The 17,890-nt window shown below is 41.4% G+C and carries 15 protein-coding genes; all 15 read right to left on the bottom strand.

Annotated elements, in window-relative coordinates; all coding sequences use genetic code 11:
• Positions 1-63 precede the first annotated feature (63 nt).
• The 15 genes from ftsY to rnhA all read right to left on the bottom strand — a co-directional run bounded on the left by ftsY (position 64) and on the right by rnhA (position 17,845).
• A complete protein-coding gene (ftsY, locus tag DWY07_RS07745; protein WP_021943902.1) occupies positions 64-1,038 on the bottom strand; it encodes a signal recognition particle-docking protein FtsY in 975 nt (324 codons plus the stop codon).
• A gap of 13 nt (positions 1,039-1,051) precedes the next feature.
• Positions 1,052-4,609, bottom strand: coding sequence for a chromosome segregation protein SMC (smc, locus tag DWY07_RS07740; RefSeq protein ID WP_117822622.1), 3,558 nt, complete (start codon positions 4,607-4,609; stop codon positions 1,052-1,054).
• A gap of 3 nt (positions 4,610-4,612) precedes the next feature.
• Positions 4,613-5,305 carry a ribonuclease III gene (gene rnc, locus DWY07_RS07735; RefSeq protein WP_021943904.1) on the bottom strand — a complete coding sequence of 231 codons (693 nt, stop codon included), beginning with the start codon at positions 5,303-5,305 and terminating at the stop codon, positions 4,613-4,615.
• Positions 5,306-5,307: 2 nt separating this feature from the next.
• Complete coding sequence (gene plsX / locus DWY07_RS07730) at positions 5,308-6,324, bottom strand: phosphate acyltransferase PlsX (protein WP_021943905.1); 1,017 nt, start codon at positions 6,322-6,324, stop codon at positions 5,308-5,310.
• A 235-nt stretch (positions 6,325-6,559) separates the two neighbouring features.
• Positions 6,560-6,742, bottom strand: a complete 183-nt coding sequence (rpmF, locus tag DWY07_RS07725) for a 50S ribosomal protein L32 (protein WP_008400890.1) — start codon at positions 6,740-6,742, stop codon at positions 6,560-6,562.
• Positions 6,743-6,755: 13 nt separating this feature from the next.
• A complete protein-coding gene (locus DWY07_RS07720; RefSeq protein ID WP_117822621.1) occupies positions 6,756-7,271 on the bottom strand; it encodes a DUF177 domain-containing protein in 516 nt (171 codons plus the stop codon).
• 97 nt (positions 7,272-7,368) lie between these two features.
• On the bottom strand, positions 7,369-8,556 hold the full coding sequence (locus DWY07_RS07715) for an acetate kinase (protein ID WP_117807541.1): 1,188 nt from the start codon (positions 8,554-8,556) through the stop codon (positions 7,369-7,371).
• A gap of 112 nt (positions 8,557-8,668) precedes the next feature.
• Positions 8,669-9,352 carry a dephospho-CoA kinase gene (gene coaE, locus DWY07_RS07710; protein ID WP_117822620.1) on the bottom strand — a complete coding sequence of 228 codons (684 nt, stop codon included), beginning with the start codon at positions 9,350-9,352 and terminating at the stop codon, positions 8,669-8,671.
• Positions 9,339-11,975, bottom strand: coding sequence for a DNA polymerase I (gene polA / locus DWY07_RS07705; protein WP_117822619.1), 2,637 nt, complete (start codon positions 11,973-11,975; stop codon positions 9,339-9,341). The genes coaE and polA overlap by 14 nt, the downstream gene beginning before the upstream one ends.
• The gene (locus DWY07_RS07700) at positions 11,953-12,561 is read right to left on the bottom strand and encodes a zf-HC2 domain-containing protein (protein ID WP_117807538.1); all 609 of its coding nucleotides are present in this window, start codon (positions 12,559-12,561) and stop codon (positions 11,953-11,955) included. The genes polA and DWY07_RS07700 overlap by 23 nt, the downstream gene beginning before the upstream one ends.
• A 42-nt stretch (positions 12,562-12,603) precedes the next feature.
• Positions 12,604-13,101 carry a transcription elongation factor GreA gene (greA, locus tag DWY07_RS07695; RefSeq protein WP_117807758.1) on the bottom strand — a complete coding sequence of 166 codons (498 nt, stop codon included), beginning with the start codon at positions 13,099-13,101 and terminating at the stop codon, positions 12,604-12,606.
• A 137-nt stretch (positions 13,102-13,238) separates the two neighbouring features.
• A complete protein-coding gene (ilvC, locus tag DWY07_RS07690; RefSeq protein ID WP_008400897.1) occupies positions 13,239-14,261 on the bottom strand; it encodes a ketol-acid reductoisomerase in 1,023 nt (340 codons plus the stop codon).
• Between the two features lie 91 nt (positions 14,262-14,352).
• A complete protein-coding gene (gene ilvN, locus DWY07_RS07685) occupies positions 14,353-14,841 on the bottom strand; it encodes an acetolactate synthase small subunit (RefSeq protein ID WP_008400899.1) in 489 nt (162 codons plus the stop codon).
• Between the two features lie 102 nt (positions 14,842-14,943).
• Positions 14,944-17,367, bottom strand: a complete 2,424-nt coding sequence (locus tag DWY07_RS07680) for a homocysteine S-methyltransferase family protein (RefSeq protein ID WP_117807537.1) — start codon at positions 17,365-17,367, stop codon at positions 14,944-14,946.
• Positions 17,360-17,845, bottom strand: coding sequence for a ribonuclease HI (gene rnhA / locus DWY07_RS07675; protein ID WP_008400901.1), 486 nt, complete (start codon positions 17,843-17,845; stop codon positions 17,360-17,362). Before rnhA ends, DWY07_RS07680 begins: the two co-directional genes overlap by 8 nt.
• Between the last annotated feature and the right edge of the window lie 45 nt (positions 17,846-17,890).

Here is a 17,890-nt window from a genome sequence, read left to right as displayed (position 1 = left end):
CACCATTGTCATTACTTTTTTATTTTCTAACAGTTACTTGAATAAACTGCACGATTTTCATAATTATAGATCAGCTTCATCCATAAGAATGTCAAGCTCGCTTCGGTCTTCGTCAAAGCCTGAGAACAGTGCTTCCACATATGCGGACGGATCAAAACGCTGTAAGTCGTCAATCTTCTCACCGATTCCGATAAATTTAACCGGAACATTCAATTCTGCCTGAATTGCAATCGCGATACCACCCTTGGCTGTACCGTCTAGCTTTGTGATCACGATACCATCAATCTCCGTTACATTGCTGAACTGTCTTGCCTGCTCTAATGCATTCTGTCCGGTCGTTCCATCTAACACGATCAAGGATTCTACATTTGCATCCGGATAATCTCTGGAAATGATGCGGCGCATCTTAGCCAGCTCATCCATCAGGTTCTTTTTATTATGAAGTCTTCCGGCTGTATCGATCAATAAAATATCGGTATTTCTTGCCTTTGCAGCAGATACCGCATCGTATACAACTGCCGCAGGATCTGCGCCCTCATTATGAGAGATCATCTCTACACCTGCACGATCCGCCCAGGTCTTTAACTGATCGATTGCGGCTGCACGGAATGTATCAGCTGCTGCGATCAGAACCTTTTTACCGCTCTTCTTATACTGGGCTGCCAGCTTACCGATCGTAGTTGTCTTACCAACACCATTTACACCGATCACAAGTATAACTGATTTTTTCTTTTCAAAATCATATGCACTTTCATCCACCATCATCTGATCTCTTATGATATTGATGATCAGTTCCTTGCATGCCGCAGGTTCTTTGATCCTGGCCTCCTTGACACGTTCTTTCAGGTTTTCGATCACCTTTTCCGTTGTCTCATATCCCATATCAGCCATGATGAATGTCTCTTCCAGTTCTTCATAAAAATCATCATCAATATGGGATGCTCCGAACACGGAAGAAAAACTGTCTACGATACTATTTCTTGTCTTACTAAGCCCTTCTTTTAATCGTTTGAAAAATCCCTTTTTTTCCTCAGCCATAGCTTGTACCTCCTTATTTGTCCAGATCGTTCTCGATCAGATTTACGGATACCAGAGTGGATACACCCTTTTCCTGCATCGTAATACCATACAGGATATCGGCTGCTTCCATGGTTCCCTTCCTATGTGAAATGACAATAAACTGTGTGTCCTTTGTCAATCGGTTCAGATACTGTGCAAATCGTCTTACATTTGAATCATCCAGTGCTGCTTCAATCTCGTCCAGCAAACAGAATGGTGATGGTTTCAGACTCTGGATCGCAAATAACAGTGCAATCGCAGTCAGTGACTTTTCACCACCGGAAAGCTGCATCATGTTCTGTAATTTCTTTCCCGGCGGCTGTGCAATGATACGGATACCGGTCTCTAACAGATTGGTATCATCGACCAGTTCCAGTGCACCTCGTCCACCACCGAACAGCTCTTTAAAGACCTTGTCGAACATAACCTGGATCTCTTTGAACTTCGTATTAAATTGTTCCTGCATGGATACATTCAATTTCTCGATCACATCTAACAGATTCTTCTCTGCAAGAACGATATCATCATGCTGTCCCTTTAAGAACTCATATCGTTCTGATACTTCTTTATAGTCCTCGATCGCATTGACATTGACATCACCAAGTGATTTGATCTTTGCTTTTACTGCGGTGATCTCTTTCTTTAAGGATGAAAGATCGTTTAATTCCTCATCCCGGAACTCTGCCGCCATATTTAATGTCAATTCATATTCTGCCCACATATAATTTGACAGCTCATCCGACTTCTCCGTATTCTTCTCAATCGCTGAATCAAGCTTGAATACTGCCTTTTCCAGACCTGCAATCTTCTCGGATAATTCTTCCCGGATCGCAAAAAATTCTTTATGACTGGCTGTCATATCATCCCGTTCTTTATGATATGCTGCCAGTTGTTCTTCCTGATCAGATACTTCATCGGAATCTTTCTCGATCGTCTTACGGATCGCCTCTGCCTGTTCTTCTAACTTCGTGATATCTGTGCCTGTCGCCTGTACCTGTGTTATATAGGATGCCAGTTCTTCCTGTAATTTCTCATCATCCAGACGGATACGTCTTATATTCTCCTGAATAAAGTCATCCTTCTGTTTTACTGAGTTATATTCGATCAGTAATTCAGATACCTTCGTATTTGCCGCTGCAAGCTTGCTCTGTGCTTCGATAGCCTTGGCTTCCAGTTCCTTGATCATTTCTTCACACTGAACCTTGGCAGCTTCATGCTTCTTATTATTATCAGCAAGCTGATCTTTATTTGTATTAATCTCCGCTATCTGACTGTTCAACTCATTGATTTCTTTCTGGATCGATGCAAATGCTTTCTCAGACTCTGCAAGCTTGGATGCTACCTGCTCCATATTTAAAGACAACGTATTCTTCTCAAGATATGCCTGCTGAAGCCTTGTGTTTAAGCTCTCAATCTGCGCGCGGAGTGCATCTCTTGACGTTTTTAATTCTTCATCCAGTCCGGCTGCATCCTTTGCGATCAGATTTAACTCATCGATCTTTTCCCTGATCTCATCCAATTCTCTCTTTCGTCCAAGAAGATTACTGGAATTACGGAAAGCACCACCTGTCATTGATCCGCCCGGATTGATCAGTTCACCTTCGATCGTAACCAGTCTCAGAGACTGATTGTATTTTCTCGCAACTGCAAGTGCATGGTCGATGTTATCTACAACCACGATCCTGCCAAGCAGATTCTTAACGAGTCGATCAAATTTTGCATCTGCCTTTACCAGAGAAGAAGCGATACCGATCACCCCCTGTTCTGACAGAACTTCATTTCGAACCTGTCCACGGTCTGTGATCGTATTTAACGGAAGAAAAGTTGCACGACCATATTTGTTCTGTTTTAAGAACTGAATGATCTTCTTTGCCGTGCTGTCATCCTCCGTAACAATATTCTGAATGCTTCCGCCAAGTGCCGTCTCGACAGCAACCTCATACTTCTTATCTACATCGATTATATCAGCAACAACTCCAATAATGCCCGGATTGTTCTTTTTCTGCTCCATAACACGACGGATGCTGTTGCCATAGCCATCATAGCGTTCTGTAATATTCCGGAGTGCTTCCATCTTGGATCTGGTCGCTGATAATTCTTCGTTTGTATTATGTATCCGCTCACGATTGACTTTATTTCTGCTCTGATTTTCTTCCAGATCCTTTTCTGCAGTTTCGAGTTCCTTGATAATGCCGGATACATTCTGATCCAATACAGATAGCTTTGCCTGTAACTCATCATGTTCCTTCCGGTCGTTATTATCATCACTTTTAAATTGCAGATATCTCTGATTTAACTGGGTCTTACGGAAGTTGATGTTCTCAAGCATCGCATCATATCTTCCGACCTTCGCCTGAAGATTTCCACTCTCATGGATATATTCGATGATGTCGGATTTACATTCTTCGATCTTATCCTGACATTCATGGATATAGGCATCCAAGCGGCTGCTTTCTCCTTTTGCAGTATCCAGAGAACCGGAAATGGTTGAAACCTGATCTCCAAGGGCATCCTTTTGTCCTTGATAATTCTCCATCTCTTTCCGATCAGTTTCCCGCTGACGGCTGATCCTGTCGATCTGTTCCTGTATATTCTTATCATTCTGTCGGGAGTTCAAGATCTGCTGGTTGATAACGTTGATCTCACCTTCCAAACGTTCATTTTTTAACCGGAGCTCATGCACCTGATTCTTGGATGCATCGATTGCCTGATTGATCTCCTCTAACGCCTGCTCGATACGCTCATATTCTTCCTTTGTATGCTCCAGTTCTTCTTTATTCTGCGTGAGATCATTATTTAAGATTTCCCGATTCTCTGTATCTTTATCAAGAATCTCTTTTAAATGCTCCATTTCAAGGAAAAAAGCATTGATATCCAGTTTCTTCAGTTCGTCCTTAAACAACAGATATTTTCTCGCTGTTTCTGACTGCTTCTGTAATGGACCGACCTGCTTTTCCAACTCATATAAAATATCATTGACACGACTTAGATTGTCACGCTCTGCTTCTAATGATTTCTCGGCTGCCGCTTTGTTCTTTTTAAATTTTACGATTCCTGCCGCTTCATCGAACAGTTCCCGTCGTTCCTCCGGTTTACCATTTAAGATCTTCTCAATCTGACCCTGTCCGATAATGGAATATCCCTCTTTACCGATACCGGTATCAAAGAACAGCGAATTTACATCCTTTAAACGACTGACTGTGCCATTAATAAGATATTCACTTTCTCCCGAACGATACACACGTCTGGCAACCGTTACTTCATTATAATCAATCGGCAGATGATGATCACTGTTATCTAACGTGATCGCTACATAAGCAGAACCCTGTGGCTTACGAAGCTGTGTACCGGAGAAGATTACATCCTCCATCTTAGAGCCTCGGAGACTCTTTGCACTCTGTTCACCAAGTACCCAGCGGACAGCATCCGCTACGTTACTCTTTCCCGAACCATTCGGTCCAACGATACAGGTTATTCCATGATTGAATTTGAATACGATTTTATTTGCAAATGATTTGAAGCCGTTTACTTCAATACTTTTTAAATACATATATTAACCCTGCTTTTTCTTTATTTGTAACAGTGCATTATATGCTGCCGTCTGCTCCGAAGCCTTTCTGGATGCTCCTTCACCTGTTGCAACATGCTCCCCGTTAATGCACACCTCGGATACATAAGATTTATTATGATCCGGCCCCTTCTCCTCTAACAAGGCATAAGTAAGGGTTTTTTCTTCTTTCTGCGCAAGCTCCTGCAAGGTTGACTTGGCATCATAAAACAGTGAATGTGTCTCAACATCATCAAGTAAAAAACGGTGGACAAATTTCTTTGCCTCATCTAAGCCGCCATCCAGATAGATTGCACCGAGAACTGCCTCAAACAGATCACACATGATCGAGTTCCGATTTCTCCCTCCGGTCAGATCTTCTCCCCTGCTTAACAGAACATAATGTCCAAACTTTAGTTCCTTGGATATCTGAGACAAGGTAAATTCACATACCAGACTTGCTCGGAGCTTTGTTAATTTTCCTTCCGGGTAATCCGGATAATTTTTATAAAGATATTCACTTACAACGAATTCCAGGATTGCATCCCCAAGGAATTCCGATCGTTCATAGGATTCTACTTTATTGATCTTCCGCTCATTTGCATAGGACTTATGTGTTAACGCTGTTACAAGCAGTTCCAGATCATGAAAGGTATACCCAATGATATCTTCTATATTATGAAATCGTTCTGTGTTCATAATTACTTCGCCACTTCTTTTCCAATATTCTCGGCAATTTTTTCATTTACACCATTTTCCTTGAAATTAATACACTGGAAAATAGCGCTCTTAACCTCTTCGTTATGAGAATTACCGTGGATCTTTACAACAAGGCCCTTTAAGCCAAGCAACGGTGCACCACCTTTGTTCTTCGCATTAAAACGTTCCTTCAAGCCATTCAATGAACTCTTGATCAGAAGTCCTCCGATCTTGGTTTTAAATGAAGACATAATCGTATTCTTGATCTCACCTAAAAGCATCTTTGCAAGACCTTCATACAACTTTAAGATAACATTTCCGACAAATGCTTCACAGACAATGACATCTGCTGCACCATTTGGAATCTCTCTTGCCTCGATACTTCCAACAAAATTAATGTCCTTACATTCTTTTAATAATGGATATGTCTCTTTTACAAGAGCATTTCCCTTTTCTTCTTCATCGCCGATATTTACGATTGCAACTCTTGGATTCTTTACATGCTCGATATTCTCCATATAGATAGAACCCATCTTGGCAAACTGTAGCAGATGCTCCGGTCTCGCATCGACATTCGCTCCACAATCGATCAGAAGGGAATAACCCTTTGATGTAGGAAGTAATGGCGCAAGTGGTGAACGCTTTACACCTTTGGAACGTCCGACTACCAACTGTCCACCTGCAAGGATCGCACCTGAGCTTCCGGCTGAAATAATCGCATCAGCTTCTCCGTTCTTTACCATATTCAGGCCAACCACCAGTGAAGAATCCTTCTTGCTTCTGACAGCCTGTACCGGGGCTTCATGACAGGTGATCTCCTCTGTTGCATTTACAACCTCGATCTTTGACTGATCGTAAGTATATTTTGCAAGTTCCTTCTTTATTACATCTTCTTTACCGGTCAGTATTATCTGTGCCTTTGCGCCTTCATTGATCGCTTCTACTGCACCTCTTATGATCCACTCCGGTGCATAATCTCCACCCATGGCATCTACGACTACTCTTGTTACTTCGCTCATCTTATTCCTGCTTCCTTTCTATACCGGAACTATTCCGGCATTTCCATATTTCTTATTATACGAATCGGAGTCCAGACTCCTACGCAGACCAACCCCAGGGTTTGTCAGAATAGGACTCTGCTCTGACCGTATAAATGCACAAAGCTATTATATATTTTGCCTTTCTTAAAGTCAACAGGGGATATCGGTGCAAAAAAATAAAGCCTTCCGATCGCTCGGAAAGCTCTATTTATAATTACTCACCTACTGAGATAATCTCTTTCTTGTTGTATGAACCACAATTCTTACATACTCTATGTGGAACCATTAATTCGCCACACTTACTGCACTTTACTAATGCAGGAGCAGTCATCTTCCAGTTAGCTCTACGCTTATCTCTTCTGGCCTTTGAACTCTTATTCTTTGGACAAATTGACATTAATCACACCTCCTCAACCTTTCAAGATGTTTGCAAAAACTGATAATCTTGGATCCGGAACAAAATCATCACAATCACATGTTTCATGATTCAGATTTGCTCCACACACTTTGCACAGACCTTTGCAATCATCTTTGCATAATATCTGCATCGGGACTAAAGTCATTAGTTCCTTCTGTAAAAGCATGTCCATATTAATAATGTGATCTTCCAGATAATCTAATTCCTCGATCTCATCAACTTTATCTGTTTCAAAGATAGCCATATCGATCATCTCGTCTATGTCCACTTCAAAATCCTCTGTAATTTCATCCAGACAACGGTCACATAGCATCTTAAGTGTGACAACACAGCCGCCCTTAAGACTTGCTTTTCTCTTACCTTCATTTCTGGCGGTAAGATGAAAATTCTTTACATTATCGACTACATATACATTTCCGTTGAAAGAAAACTCCTTCAATTCAGATATAACATCGTAGTCTTTTACCTGTCCTTCTGTCGATAAAATCTCTGATAAATCAATTAACATAATATCTCCTAAAAATCGCACATTGGTTATTATACATATTTGAATACTCTTTGTCAACGATAAAATCACATATTTTTTGCCATATTTTTCTTTTTCGTTACACTAAAGCAACAGTCTCTCTTGCAATCGCAAGCTCTTCATTTGTAGGGACTACGAATACCTTTACCTTGGAATCCGGTGTGGAGATCAGCTTTTCATCTCCCATAACCTTGTTTGCTTCCTGATCGATCGTGATACCCATGTATTCCATATCTGACATTGCAAGATTTCTGACATATGGATTATTCTCACCGATACCGGCTGTAAATGCAATCGCATCTACACCACCCATTGCTGCGGCATATGCACCGATATACTTCTTGACACCATATGCAAATACATCAAGTGCAAGACGACATCTGTCATTTCCTTCTTCCATACCCTTGCCGAGATCTCTGAAATCACTGAATCCACCGGAGAGACCATAAACACCGGACTTTTTATTTAAGATCGTATTGATCTCTTCGATATTCTTTCCTGTCTTGTTTGCAAGGAATTCGATAATGGCAGGATCGATATCACCGGATCTTGTTCCCATGATCACACCTGCAAGCGGTGTCAGACCCATGGTTGTATCTACTGATTTTCCACCCTTAACCGCTGTAATACTGGAACCATTGCCAAGATGACATACGATGATCTTTGTATCTTCGATATTTTTTCCAAGAAGCTCTGCTGTTCTCTTTGATACAAAGCTGTGGCTTGTGCCGTGGAAACCATATCTTCTGATCTTATAGTCTGTATAATATTCATAAGGAATACCATAGATATACGCTTTATCCGGCATTGTCTGATGAAACGCTGTATCAAATACACCGACATTCGGGACACCCGGCATCAGCTTCTGGCATGCACGAATACCGATCAGGTTTGCCGGATTATGTAATGGCGCAAGATCGTTACATTCTTCAATCGCAGCAATTACTTCATCTGTAATCACAACAGACTTGGCAAATTTCTCACCACCATGTACGATTCTGTGACCTACCGCATCGATCTCGGACAGATCAGTGATCGCACCTGTCTCTTTATCTGTTAATGCTTCTAATACATAACTGACTGCTGCATTATGATCCGGCATAGGAAGATCCTTTGTATATTTCTCTTTTCCTGTCGTTGTATGGGTAAGTCTTCCATCTACAGCGATACGTTCACATAAGCCCTTTGCAAGAAGTTCTTCTGTATCAGAATCGATCAACTGATACTTCAACGATGAACTGCCACAGTTAATAACTAAAACCTTCATATTAAATATCCTCACTTTATATATTTTGTTCTGACCGGCACAACGCCTGTCGTATATAACATAATTTATTTATACAGTTATCTGCTTGAATCTTTATGTGTCAGACAACACATTATATTCTACATTCATCTAATATGTGCTTCAAGTCTTTTTTCGTATTTTCAAGCGACCCGGAATTATCAATCTTATAGTCGCAGGCTTCCAGATAAAAAGCTTCCGACTCCTGTGAATCGATAACCGCCTGCGCTCGTTCTTGGGTAAAGCCACGATATTCGCAGAGTCTGGATATCCGGACATCCAAGTCTGCATAGACATAGCACATCTTATCACAGATACTCTTATATCCATCCTGAATCAGCAAAGCAGCTTCAATCACGAACAGCTTTTTTCCGGCATCCTTCTGTTCCTCAATCCGGCGCAGGATTTCTTCTTTCACTAACGGATGTGAAATACTGTTCAGCAAAGCCAGCTTATCTTTATCGTGGAATACGATATCTCCAAGCTTCTTTCTGTCAATCGAGCGGTTAACCGTTGATTGACCGTTGTCTGTCACTGCGTCCCCTTCAGCAGGTGCAGATATATCTATATCAGTATCCATCAAAACCTCCATACCAAATGCATCCACAATTCCCTGATAAACCGTTTTTCCGGGTTCCATCAACTCATGTGCCAGACGGTCTGCTTCTATTATATATGCATCATATTCTTCCTTTAATATCGTAAGAACTGCTGTCTTTCCGCAACCAATGCCTCCTGTTAGTCCAAGGATCAGCATCTCATCTTTATTTCGCATCATACCAGTTATCTCCTTCACTGATACCGATCTCAAGCGGTACTGCCATGTCGGCTGCACCCATCATTTCCTTTTCCATGATCTCTTTTACAATGTCAATCTCATCCTTTGCAGTCTCTACCAGAAGTTCATCATGGATCTGTAAGATCAGGCGGGATTTCAGTCCTCGTTTTTTCAGTTCCATATTCACACGGAACATAGCAATCTTAATAATATCTGCCGCTGTTCCCTGAATCGGCGAATTCATTGCAACACGTTCACCAAAGCTTCTGGTCATGAAGTTTGAAGACCGAAGCTCCGGTACAGGACGGATACGACCGAACATCGTCCGCACAACACCATCTGCTTTTGCTTCTTCCACCTGACGGTCAAGGAATGACTTTATATTCTTATAGGTTGCAAAATATTTCTCAATATAATCAGCCGCTTCTTTTCTGGATATTCCAAGATCCTCCGACAAACCAAATGCACTGATCCCATAAACAATACCGAAGTTAACTGCCTTTGCATTTCTTCTCTGCAAGGATGTTACCTGATCGATCGGAACATCGAACACCTCAGAAGCTGTCGTTGCATGGATATCTACATGATTCAGAAAGGCATTCTGCATAACCTGATCTCCGGATAAATGAGCAAGTACACGAAGTTCAATCTGAGAATAATCAGCATCCAAAAATACATATCCATCCTCCGGAATAAATGCCTTTCGAATCAGTCTGCCAAGTTCCAGTTTCATAGGAATATTCTGGAGGTTCGGATCAGTCGAACTGATACGGCCGGTCGCTGTGATCGTCTGGTTAAAAGTTCCGTGAATCCTGCCATCTTCTGATATATATGCCGTCAATCCCTGCGCATAAGTGGAATTCAGCTTTGTAAGCTGACGATATTCCAGTATCGCAGGTATGATTGGATGGTCATTCTTTATCTTTTCCAGCACATCAACGCTGGTGCTGTATCCGGTCTTGGTCTTCTTGCCACCGGAAAGTCCCATATCTTCAAATAAAATAACACCTAACTGTTTTGGCGAATTGATATTAAACTCTTTTCCTGCATAACCGATGATATCAGTATGCAGTTCGTCGATCCTGCTCTGCAGCTTTACGCTGTAATCATCCAAAGCTTTTCGGTCAACCCTGATTCCCCGGTGCTCCATATCATAAAGTGTATATACTGTTGGCATCTCGATCTCATTATAGAGGGTAAACATCTCCTGTTTTTCCAGATGTTCCATCAGAAGATCACCTATAAGATATGGGATCAACGCCTTATATGCAAATAATTTCTGAAAAGTTTCATTTGCAAAAGAGAACAGATTCAATTCATCTTTTCCAACCAGTTCTTTTTCAGACGGCAGTGTTGCACCAAGATAATCCCTTGCGACCGCATCATAGGAATATACATCCTCCATCGGATTTAAGAGATATGCCGCTACACCGATATCATGCACCTTTGTATCACTCTCATCAAACGGAAAGACTGACAATGCTTCCTTTAAATCCAGAATATCGATCTGCATACCGTTCCTGGTGGCTGATACTATATTCTCTGTCAGTCTGTCATGCTCCATTCCATTCAGATTCGACAAAATATAGACCTCATTATCAGATGTGGCAGCAGACAGCCCGAATAAGGTTCCATCCTTCCAGATTGGATATAAACCGATCTTATCTATATTTTTCATCTTATCGGCAAGAAAACCATCTATCTGCTCCGTTGTTTCAAGCAAGGTGATAACCGGATCAATCTCCGCCGTCTCTGTCACTGTGCCAAACTTTTTTAACAGACTGTTAAAGCCTAATCTTTTAAAAATCTTATATGAATCATCATTGAATAATGATTCGATCGTCATTTCATCCAGAGAAACATCCAGCTCGCAGTCCAGTTTGATCGTTGCAAGATCCTTTGACATAACTGCAAGATCCATGTTCTCGGTCAGATTCTTCTGAACACGCGGAGGCTTTACCGTATCCAGATGATCCAGAATATTCTCCATGCTTCCGTATTCAATCATCAGCTTTGCCGCTGTCTTTTCTCCGATTCCCGGAACTCCGGGAATATTATCAGAGGTATCGCCCATAAGCCCCTTCATATCTATAAACTGAACCGGTGTAACACCATATGCCTCAACAACATCCTTTGCATAATAATTTTCTATCGTTGTGCCGCTTGCTTTTGTTTTTGGGATCCGCACAAGGATCGTATCTGTTGCAAGCTGCAGAAGATCTCTGTCACCCGATACAATCACAGTTGCATAGCCATTTCGTTCTGCCATCCTTGATATCGTACCAATGATATCATCTGCCTCATAACCGCCTTTTTCCACAATCGTGACATGCATAGCTGTAAGCACTTCTTTCATAAGTGGAACTTGTTCACGAAGTTCCTCCGGCATCGGCTTTCTGGTTCCTTTATATGCGCTGTATTTCAGATGACGGAATGTCGGTTCATGCACATCAAATGCTACACACATATGATCCGGTTTTTCCTCATCCATGATCTTAAATATAATATTAAGAAAACCAAGAACTGCATTTGTATGCAGTCCTTCATAGTTTGTGAGATCCGGCAGACCATAGAATGCACGGTTTAATATACTGTGTCCATCAATTAATAATATTTTCTTCATTTTCCAAATCGTCCTTCTCTGCCGTTTCTTCGGCGACTTCCAGATAGTTTTTGTGTGTCTGGTTATATCTCTTTATTTTATCCATAAACTGTACGTTTTTATCACTGGTTCCGGGAAGATCATCCTTTTTATATAAAATTTTCTCCAGATATTCGATCATATATTTATTGTCAAAAAACAGCTTTTCTCCAAAAGTATCACTATAATAATATTCTGTCTGCGATTTCTGTTTGGCATTCTGCTCATAATGATATACTTCTTCCAGAACTCCACTATATACCCATACAAGTCCGATCACAATTGCAGCCAGAACCAGAACGATTGTAGAGGTTGCAATTCGTTTAACGGCTGTCATACGTGTCATTTCTTCATCCAGCTTATCATCCAGTTCCTTTTTGAAGTTCGTGGAAAGATTTTCTTCATTGTCCAATTCTTTCATACCAACGATCAAGGTATAGTAGATTTCCAATTCTTCCGAACAGTTTTCACAATTTTTGACATGCTTAATAAACTCCTTCAATTCATCGTCCGGGAGTTTGTTCTCTATGAATGCCATGATCTTTGATTGTGCTTCCAAACATGTCATCTGACTGTCACCTTCTTCATCCTGTCCGTATATTTTTATCTTCTATCGAATATGATCCTGGGATTCATCGGTTGTCTTAACAATCTCCCGTATCACAATATGGAAAGGGTCGCCCTTTCCCGGAACAACCTCTACACGGTCACCGACTTTATGACCAAGCAATGCTTTCCCCATCGGAGATATATTGCTGATAATACCATTTAATACATCTTCGCGGACTGTCGTTACGATACGATAAGTATCTTCTTCATCATCTTCTTCAAAATAAACACGAACAGTATTATTCAAACCTACTTCATCATCTGCTGACTCATCTTTTATGATCTCAGCAGTTCTTACCATACGATCCAGATAACGGATTCTTTTTTCATTCGCATTCTTATCCTTCTTCGCTGCATAATACTCGAAATTCTCACTCAGGTCGCCCTGTGCTCTTGCTTCCTTTACAGCTTCCAGCTTTTCTTTTCGAACTACTACTTTTCTATATTCGATTTCTTCTTCCATCTTCTTGATGTCAGATTCTGTTAACTGATTAAACATAAAACCAACCACCCTGTTCACATTTTTGCTAACAGTATAGCACAAAACATTTTTGGATACAACAAAAGCAGATCTTACGTCCGAAAACATAAAATCTGCTCCTGTTATTATATAAAATAAAATATATTTACTTCAGATTAGTTGTTGATGAGCTTGTCTTCACCATTCCAGCTGTACAGCTTTCTGATGCTCTCGCCAACGATCTCTGATGGATGCTCAGCAGCTTTCTTTCTCATAGCCTTGAAGTGAACCTGACGTCCTGCAGGTGACATATCAAGTAAGAATTCCTTAGCAAATGTACCATCCTGAATATCAGAAAGAACTTTCTTCATAGCCTTCTTTGTATCTTCTGTAATGATCTTAGGACCTGTTACATAATCACCATACTCAGCAGTATTTGAGATAGAATATCTCATTCCCTTGAAGCCTGACTGGTAGATCAGATCTACGATCAGCTTCATCTCATGAATACACTCAAAGTATGCATTTCTTGGATCGTAACCGGCTTCGCAAAGTGTCTCGAAACCAGCCTGCATAAGTGCACATACACCACCGCAAAGAACTGCCTGCTCACCAAAGAGGTCTGTCTCTGTCTCTGTTCTGAATGTTGTCTCAAGAACGCCGGCACGAGCTCCGCCGATACCAAGTGCATAAGCTAATGCTCTGTCAAGAGCCTTTCCTGTGTAATCCTGCTCTACAGCTACAAGACAAGGTGTACCCTTTCCTGCCTGATACTCAGAACGTACTGTGTGACCAGGTGCCTTAGGAGCGATCATGGTTACATCAACATTCTTAGGTGGAACAATTGTTCCGAAGTGGATATTGAAACCATGAGCAAACATTAACATATTGCCTTCTTCAAGGTTTGGCTCGATATCGTTCTTGTACATATCAGCCTGTAACTCATCATTAATAAGAATCATGATAATGTCTGCTTTCTTAGCAGCTTCTGCAGCTGTATATACTTCAAATCCCTGTGCTTCAGCCTTTGCCCAAGACTTGCTTCCTTCATAAAGACCGATAATTACGTTACAGCCTGATTCCTTTAAGTTAAGGGCATGTGCATGTCCCTGTGAACCATAACCGATAATAGCGATTGTCTGTCCGTCCAGTAATGATAAATTACAGTCTTCCTGATAATAAATTTTTGCTTCTGCCATTATTTTGTCCTCCTGATATAAATGACTTCTTTATAATAATTAACTGCATAATTGCAATCAATCAATCTATAGTTAACTAAGGTGCACATGATTAATCCTGACGCTGACCTCTCACCAGTCCTGTCAGACCGGTACGAACCAGTTCAATGATCTCAAATCCATCTAACAGTCCAAGAAATGCTTCACACTTCGAGGTTGCACCTGTTAGCTCAATGATCATGGAACCTTTTGAAACATCAACGATGTTTGCTCGGAATATATTTGCAATGGACATGATATCCTGACGGGTATCCTTATCACTTCTCACCTTTACGAGTACAAGTTCTCTGCATACTGATTTGCCAGGCTCCAGTTCAACGATCTCTACGACATCCTCGAGCTTATTCAACTGTTTCTTGATCTGGCTCAGACTTGCATTATCTCCGCTTACTGCTACAGTCATTCTGGAATATGCAGGATTCTCCGTAACACCTACCGTAACGCTGTCGATATTATAACCTCTGCGGCTGAATAAACCTGAAACTCTGCTCAGTACACCTGATGTATTATCTACAAGAAGTGACAAAACTATATTATCCATCAATAAGTACCACCTTTCAAACCTATGAAACGGCTGTATAATCAATACAGCACAAATCCTTGTTTTATTATAGTTATCTTGTCAATTATTGTCAACGAAGAATTACTCAATATCAAGCAATCTTTTTACAACCTGAACACATTCTGCCGCATCCTCTGAATAACCATCTGCATGAATCTCCTCAGCAAAGCTCTCTGTGATAACAGCTCCGCCGATAACGACCTTAATATCCAGATTTTTTGCTTTTACCAGTTCCACAACATCCACCATTTTCATCATAGTTGTTGTCATCAGTGCCGAAAGTCCGATGACCTTGGCATCATTTTCTATGGCTGCATCAACGATCACATCCGCAGGTACATCCTTTCCAAGATCGATAACCGGGAATCCGTAGTTTCGAAGCATCAAGACAACCAGATTCTTTCCGATATCATGGATATCTCCCTCTACGGTAGCAACCACGATCGCAGGCATTGACTTTCCATCATCCTCCCGTACGATAAGTGGTGTGATATGATTGATCGCAAGCTCCATCGTCTCTGCGCTGGCGATTAACTGTGGCAGAAAGTATTTTTTCTGTTCAAATAATTTTCCAACACGGTTAATTGCCGGAATCAGCTCATCATCAATAATCTTCTGCGGATCTATCCCCTGTTCCAGTTCTTTTTTGACATCTTCTGTAATATTTCTTTTATTTCCTTTTACAACATCTGTGTAGATAACACTTTTTTCTTTTTCATCCTCCTGACTGCCTCCATTCTGTACAGGTGCAGCCGTTGTGATCCCGAGAGGTTTTACATTCTGGATATACCGGATATCTCCTTCGTCTTTGTTAAGAAGCATATCCGATGCATATGCCATATTCATAAGCATGGTCTGTGACGGATTTGCAATTGCCATCGTAAGACCATTCTGGATCGCCATCGTAAGAAAAGCTGCATTTACAAACATACGCTCCGGCAATCCAAATGAGATATTCGAAAGTCCGCATATCGTAGCAAGCCCCATATCATGACAATAACGGATTGTTTTCAGGCAGTTGACAGCAGCAGCTTTCTCTGCTCCGACTGTTGCAACCAGACCATCGACCACAACATCCTCTTTCTGAAAGCCCATCTTATAAGCAGCATCCAGAACTGTATGTATAATACTTTCTTTTTCATCACTGTCCTTTGGAAGTCCCTCATCAGAAAGCGGAAGCAGAATGAACATCGCACCATATTTTCTGACCAACGGAAGGATCTCCTGCATTTTTACCTTTTCCAGAGATACAGAATTCACAAGTGCACGTCCCGGATAGATACGAAGTGCCGCTTCGATAACAGCAGGGTTACTGGAATCAATACATAACGGAAGATTCACTGCCTGTGACACCTCATATACAACCCTTACCATCATTTCTTTCTCATCAATACCATTCATGCCGACATTAATATCAAGAATTGATGCACCCTTTTCCATCTGTTCTTCTGCCATCGTCATAACAGTATCGAGAACTCCTTCCCGAAGCTCCGCCTGCAGTTTCTTCTTACCGGTTGGATTGATTCGTTCTCCAACTACCATAAAAGAACCATCTAAATTGATCTGTCTTGTCATGCGTTCTGATGATAGCAAACGTTCTTTCTTGTCTGATATCTCAGGAATATCCATTGTCTTTGCCATATCGGAAAGTGCTTTGATATGGGCAGGAGTTGTTCCGCAGCAGCCGCCGACCATACCAGCTCCTGCTTCTATGATCATCTTCATATCTTCTGCAAAGGTTTCCGGTGTCATGGCATATACACTTTTACCATCCACAAGTTCAGGCATACCGGCATTCGGCTTCGCAAATACGGGGACAAATGCTACCTCTTTCATGGCAGCCACAAGCTCTGTCATCTTGTCCGGTCCTGTGGAACAGTTTACACCTATTGCATCCACGCCAAGATTCTGTAATACATTGACCGCGGTTACCGGATCCGTTCCATACAAGGTTCTTCCGTCCTCGTTAAATGTAAGGCTCGCCATGATAGGGAGATCACAGATCTCATTTGCAGCGATCACAGCAGCTCTGGTTTCGGCAAGGCTCATCATTGTTTCTACAACAAGAAGATCACAGCCCGCCTCAACAAGAACTTTGATCTGTTCTTTATAGATATCAACCAGCTCTTCAAACTGAAGTTTTCCCATCGGATACAGCATCTCACCTGTCATGGTAAGATCACCTGCGACATAACCATGCCCGCACTCGGCAACGGCCTGCTTTGACAGAGCTACCAGATCCATATTCATCTGATAGAGATCAGTTTCCAATCCATATTCACGAAGTTTTAAACGATTACAGGTAAATGTCGGAGCATATAAGATATCTGTGCCTGCATTCAGATACGACGTCTGAAGTTCCAGCATAACTTCTTTGTGCTCCAGTATGTATTTTTCCGGACATACACCAAGTGGCATGCCTGCATTCATCAGATTTGTTCCGGTTGCTCCATCTAAGATCAGTATTTTCTCATTGAACAGTTGTCTAAATTCGTGTTTATTCATTCGTTATCACACCTTCGTCGTCTATTTTGTTATCTCCGTCTGCCGCTGTCGTTGCAAGCATATCACATCGTTCATTCATCGGATGTCCTGCATGTCCCTTCACCCAGTGAAAGGTTACTGTATGCGGCTCTTTTGCTTTTAACAGTCGTTCCCACAGATCCCGGTTCTTTACCGGTTCATTCTTGCCACGTTTCCAGCCCTTCTTGATCCAGCCCCATATCCAGCCTTCATTAAATGCCTTTACAAGATACTGGGAATCTGAATATAATTCCACATTACAGGGTTTTATCAATGCTTCTAACCCAACAATAGCTGCCATAAGCTCCATGCGGTTATTGGTCGTCTTATTATAGCCCTGTGAAAATTCCCGTTCATGGAGCGTTCCTTTTCCATCTATAAACTGGATAACCGTACCATATCCGCCCGGTCCGTCCGGATTTCCTCTCGCTGCACCATCTGTATATATCTTTACATCCATTCTTTTCGCACCTCATATCTATTCTAATTAATCCATATCCGCTTA

It is taken from the genome of Clostridium sp. AF23-6LB (assembly GCF_003461085.1).
Taxonomy (GTDB): domain Bacteria; phylum Bacillota; class Clostridia; order Lachnospirales; family Lachnospiraceae; genus Coprococcus; species Coprococcus ammoniilyticus.
Note: the sequence above shows the minus strand (reverse complement) of the source record. Positions and strands in the feature narration are given on the sequence as shown.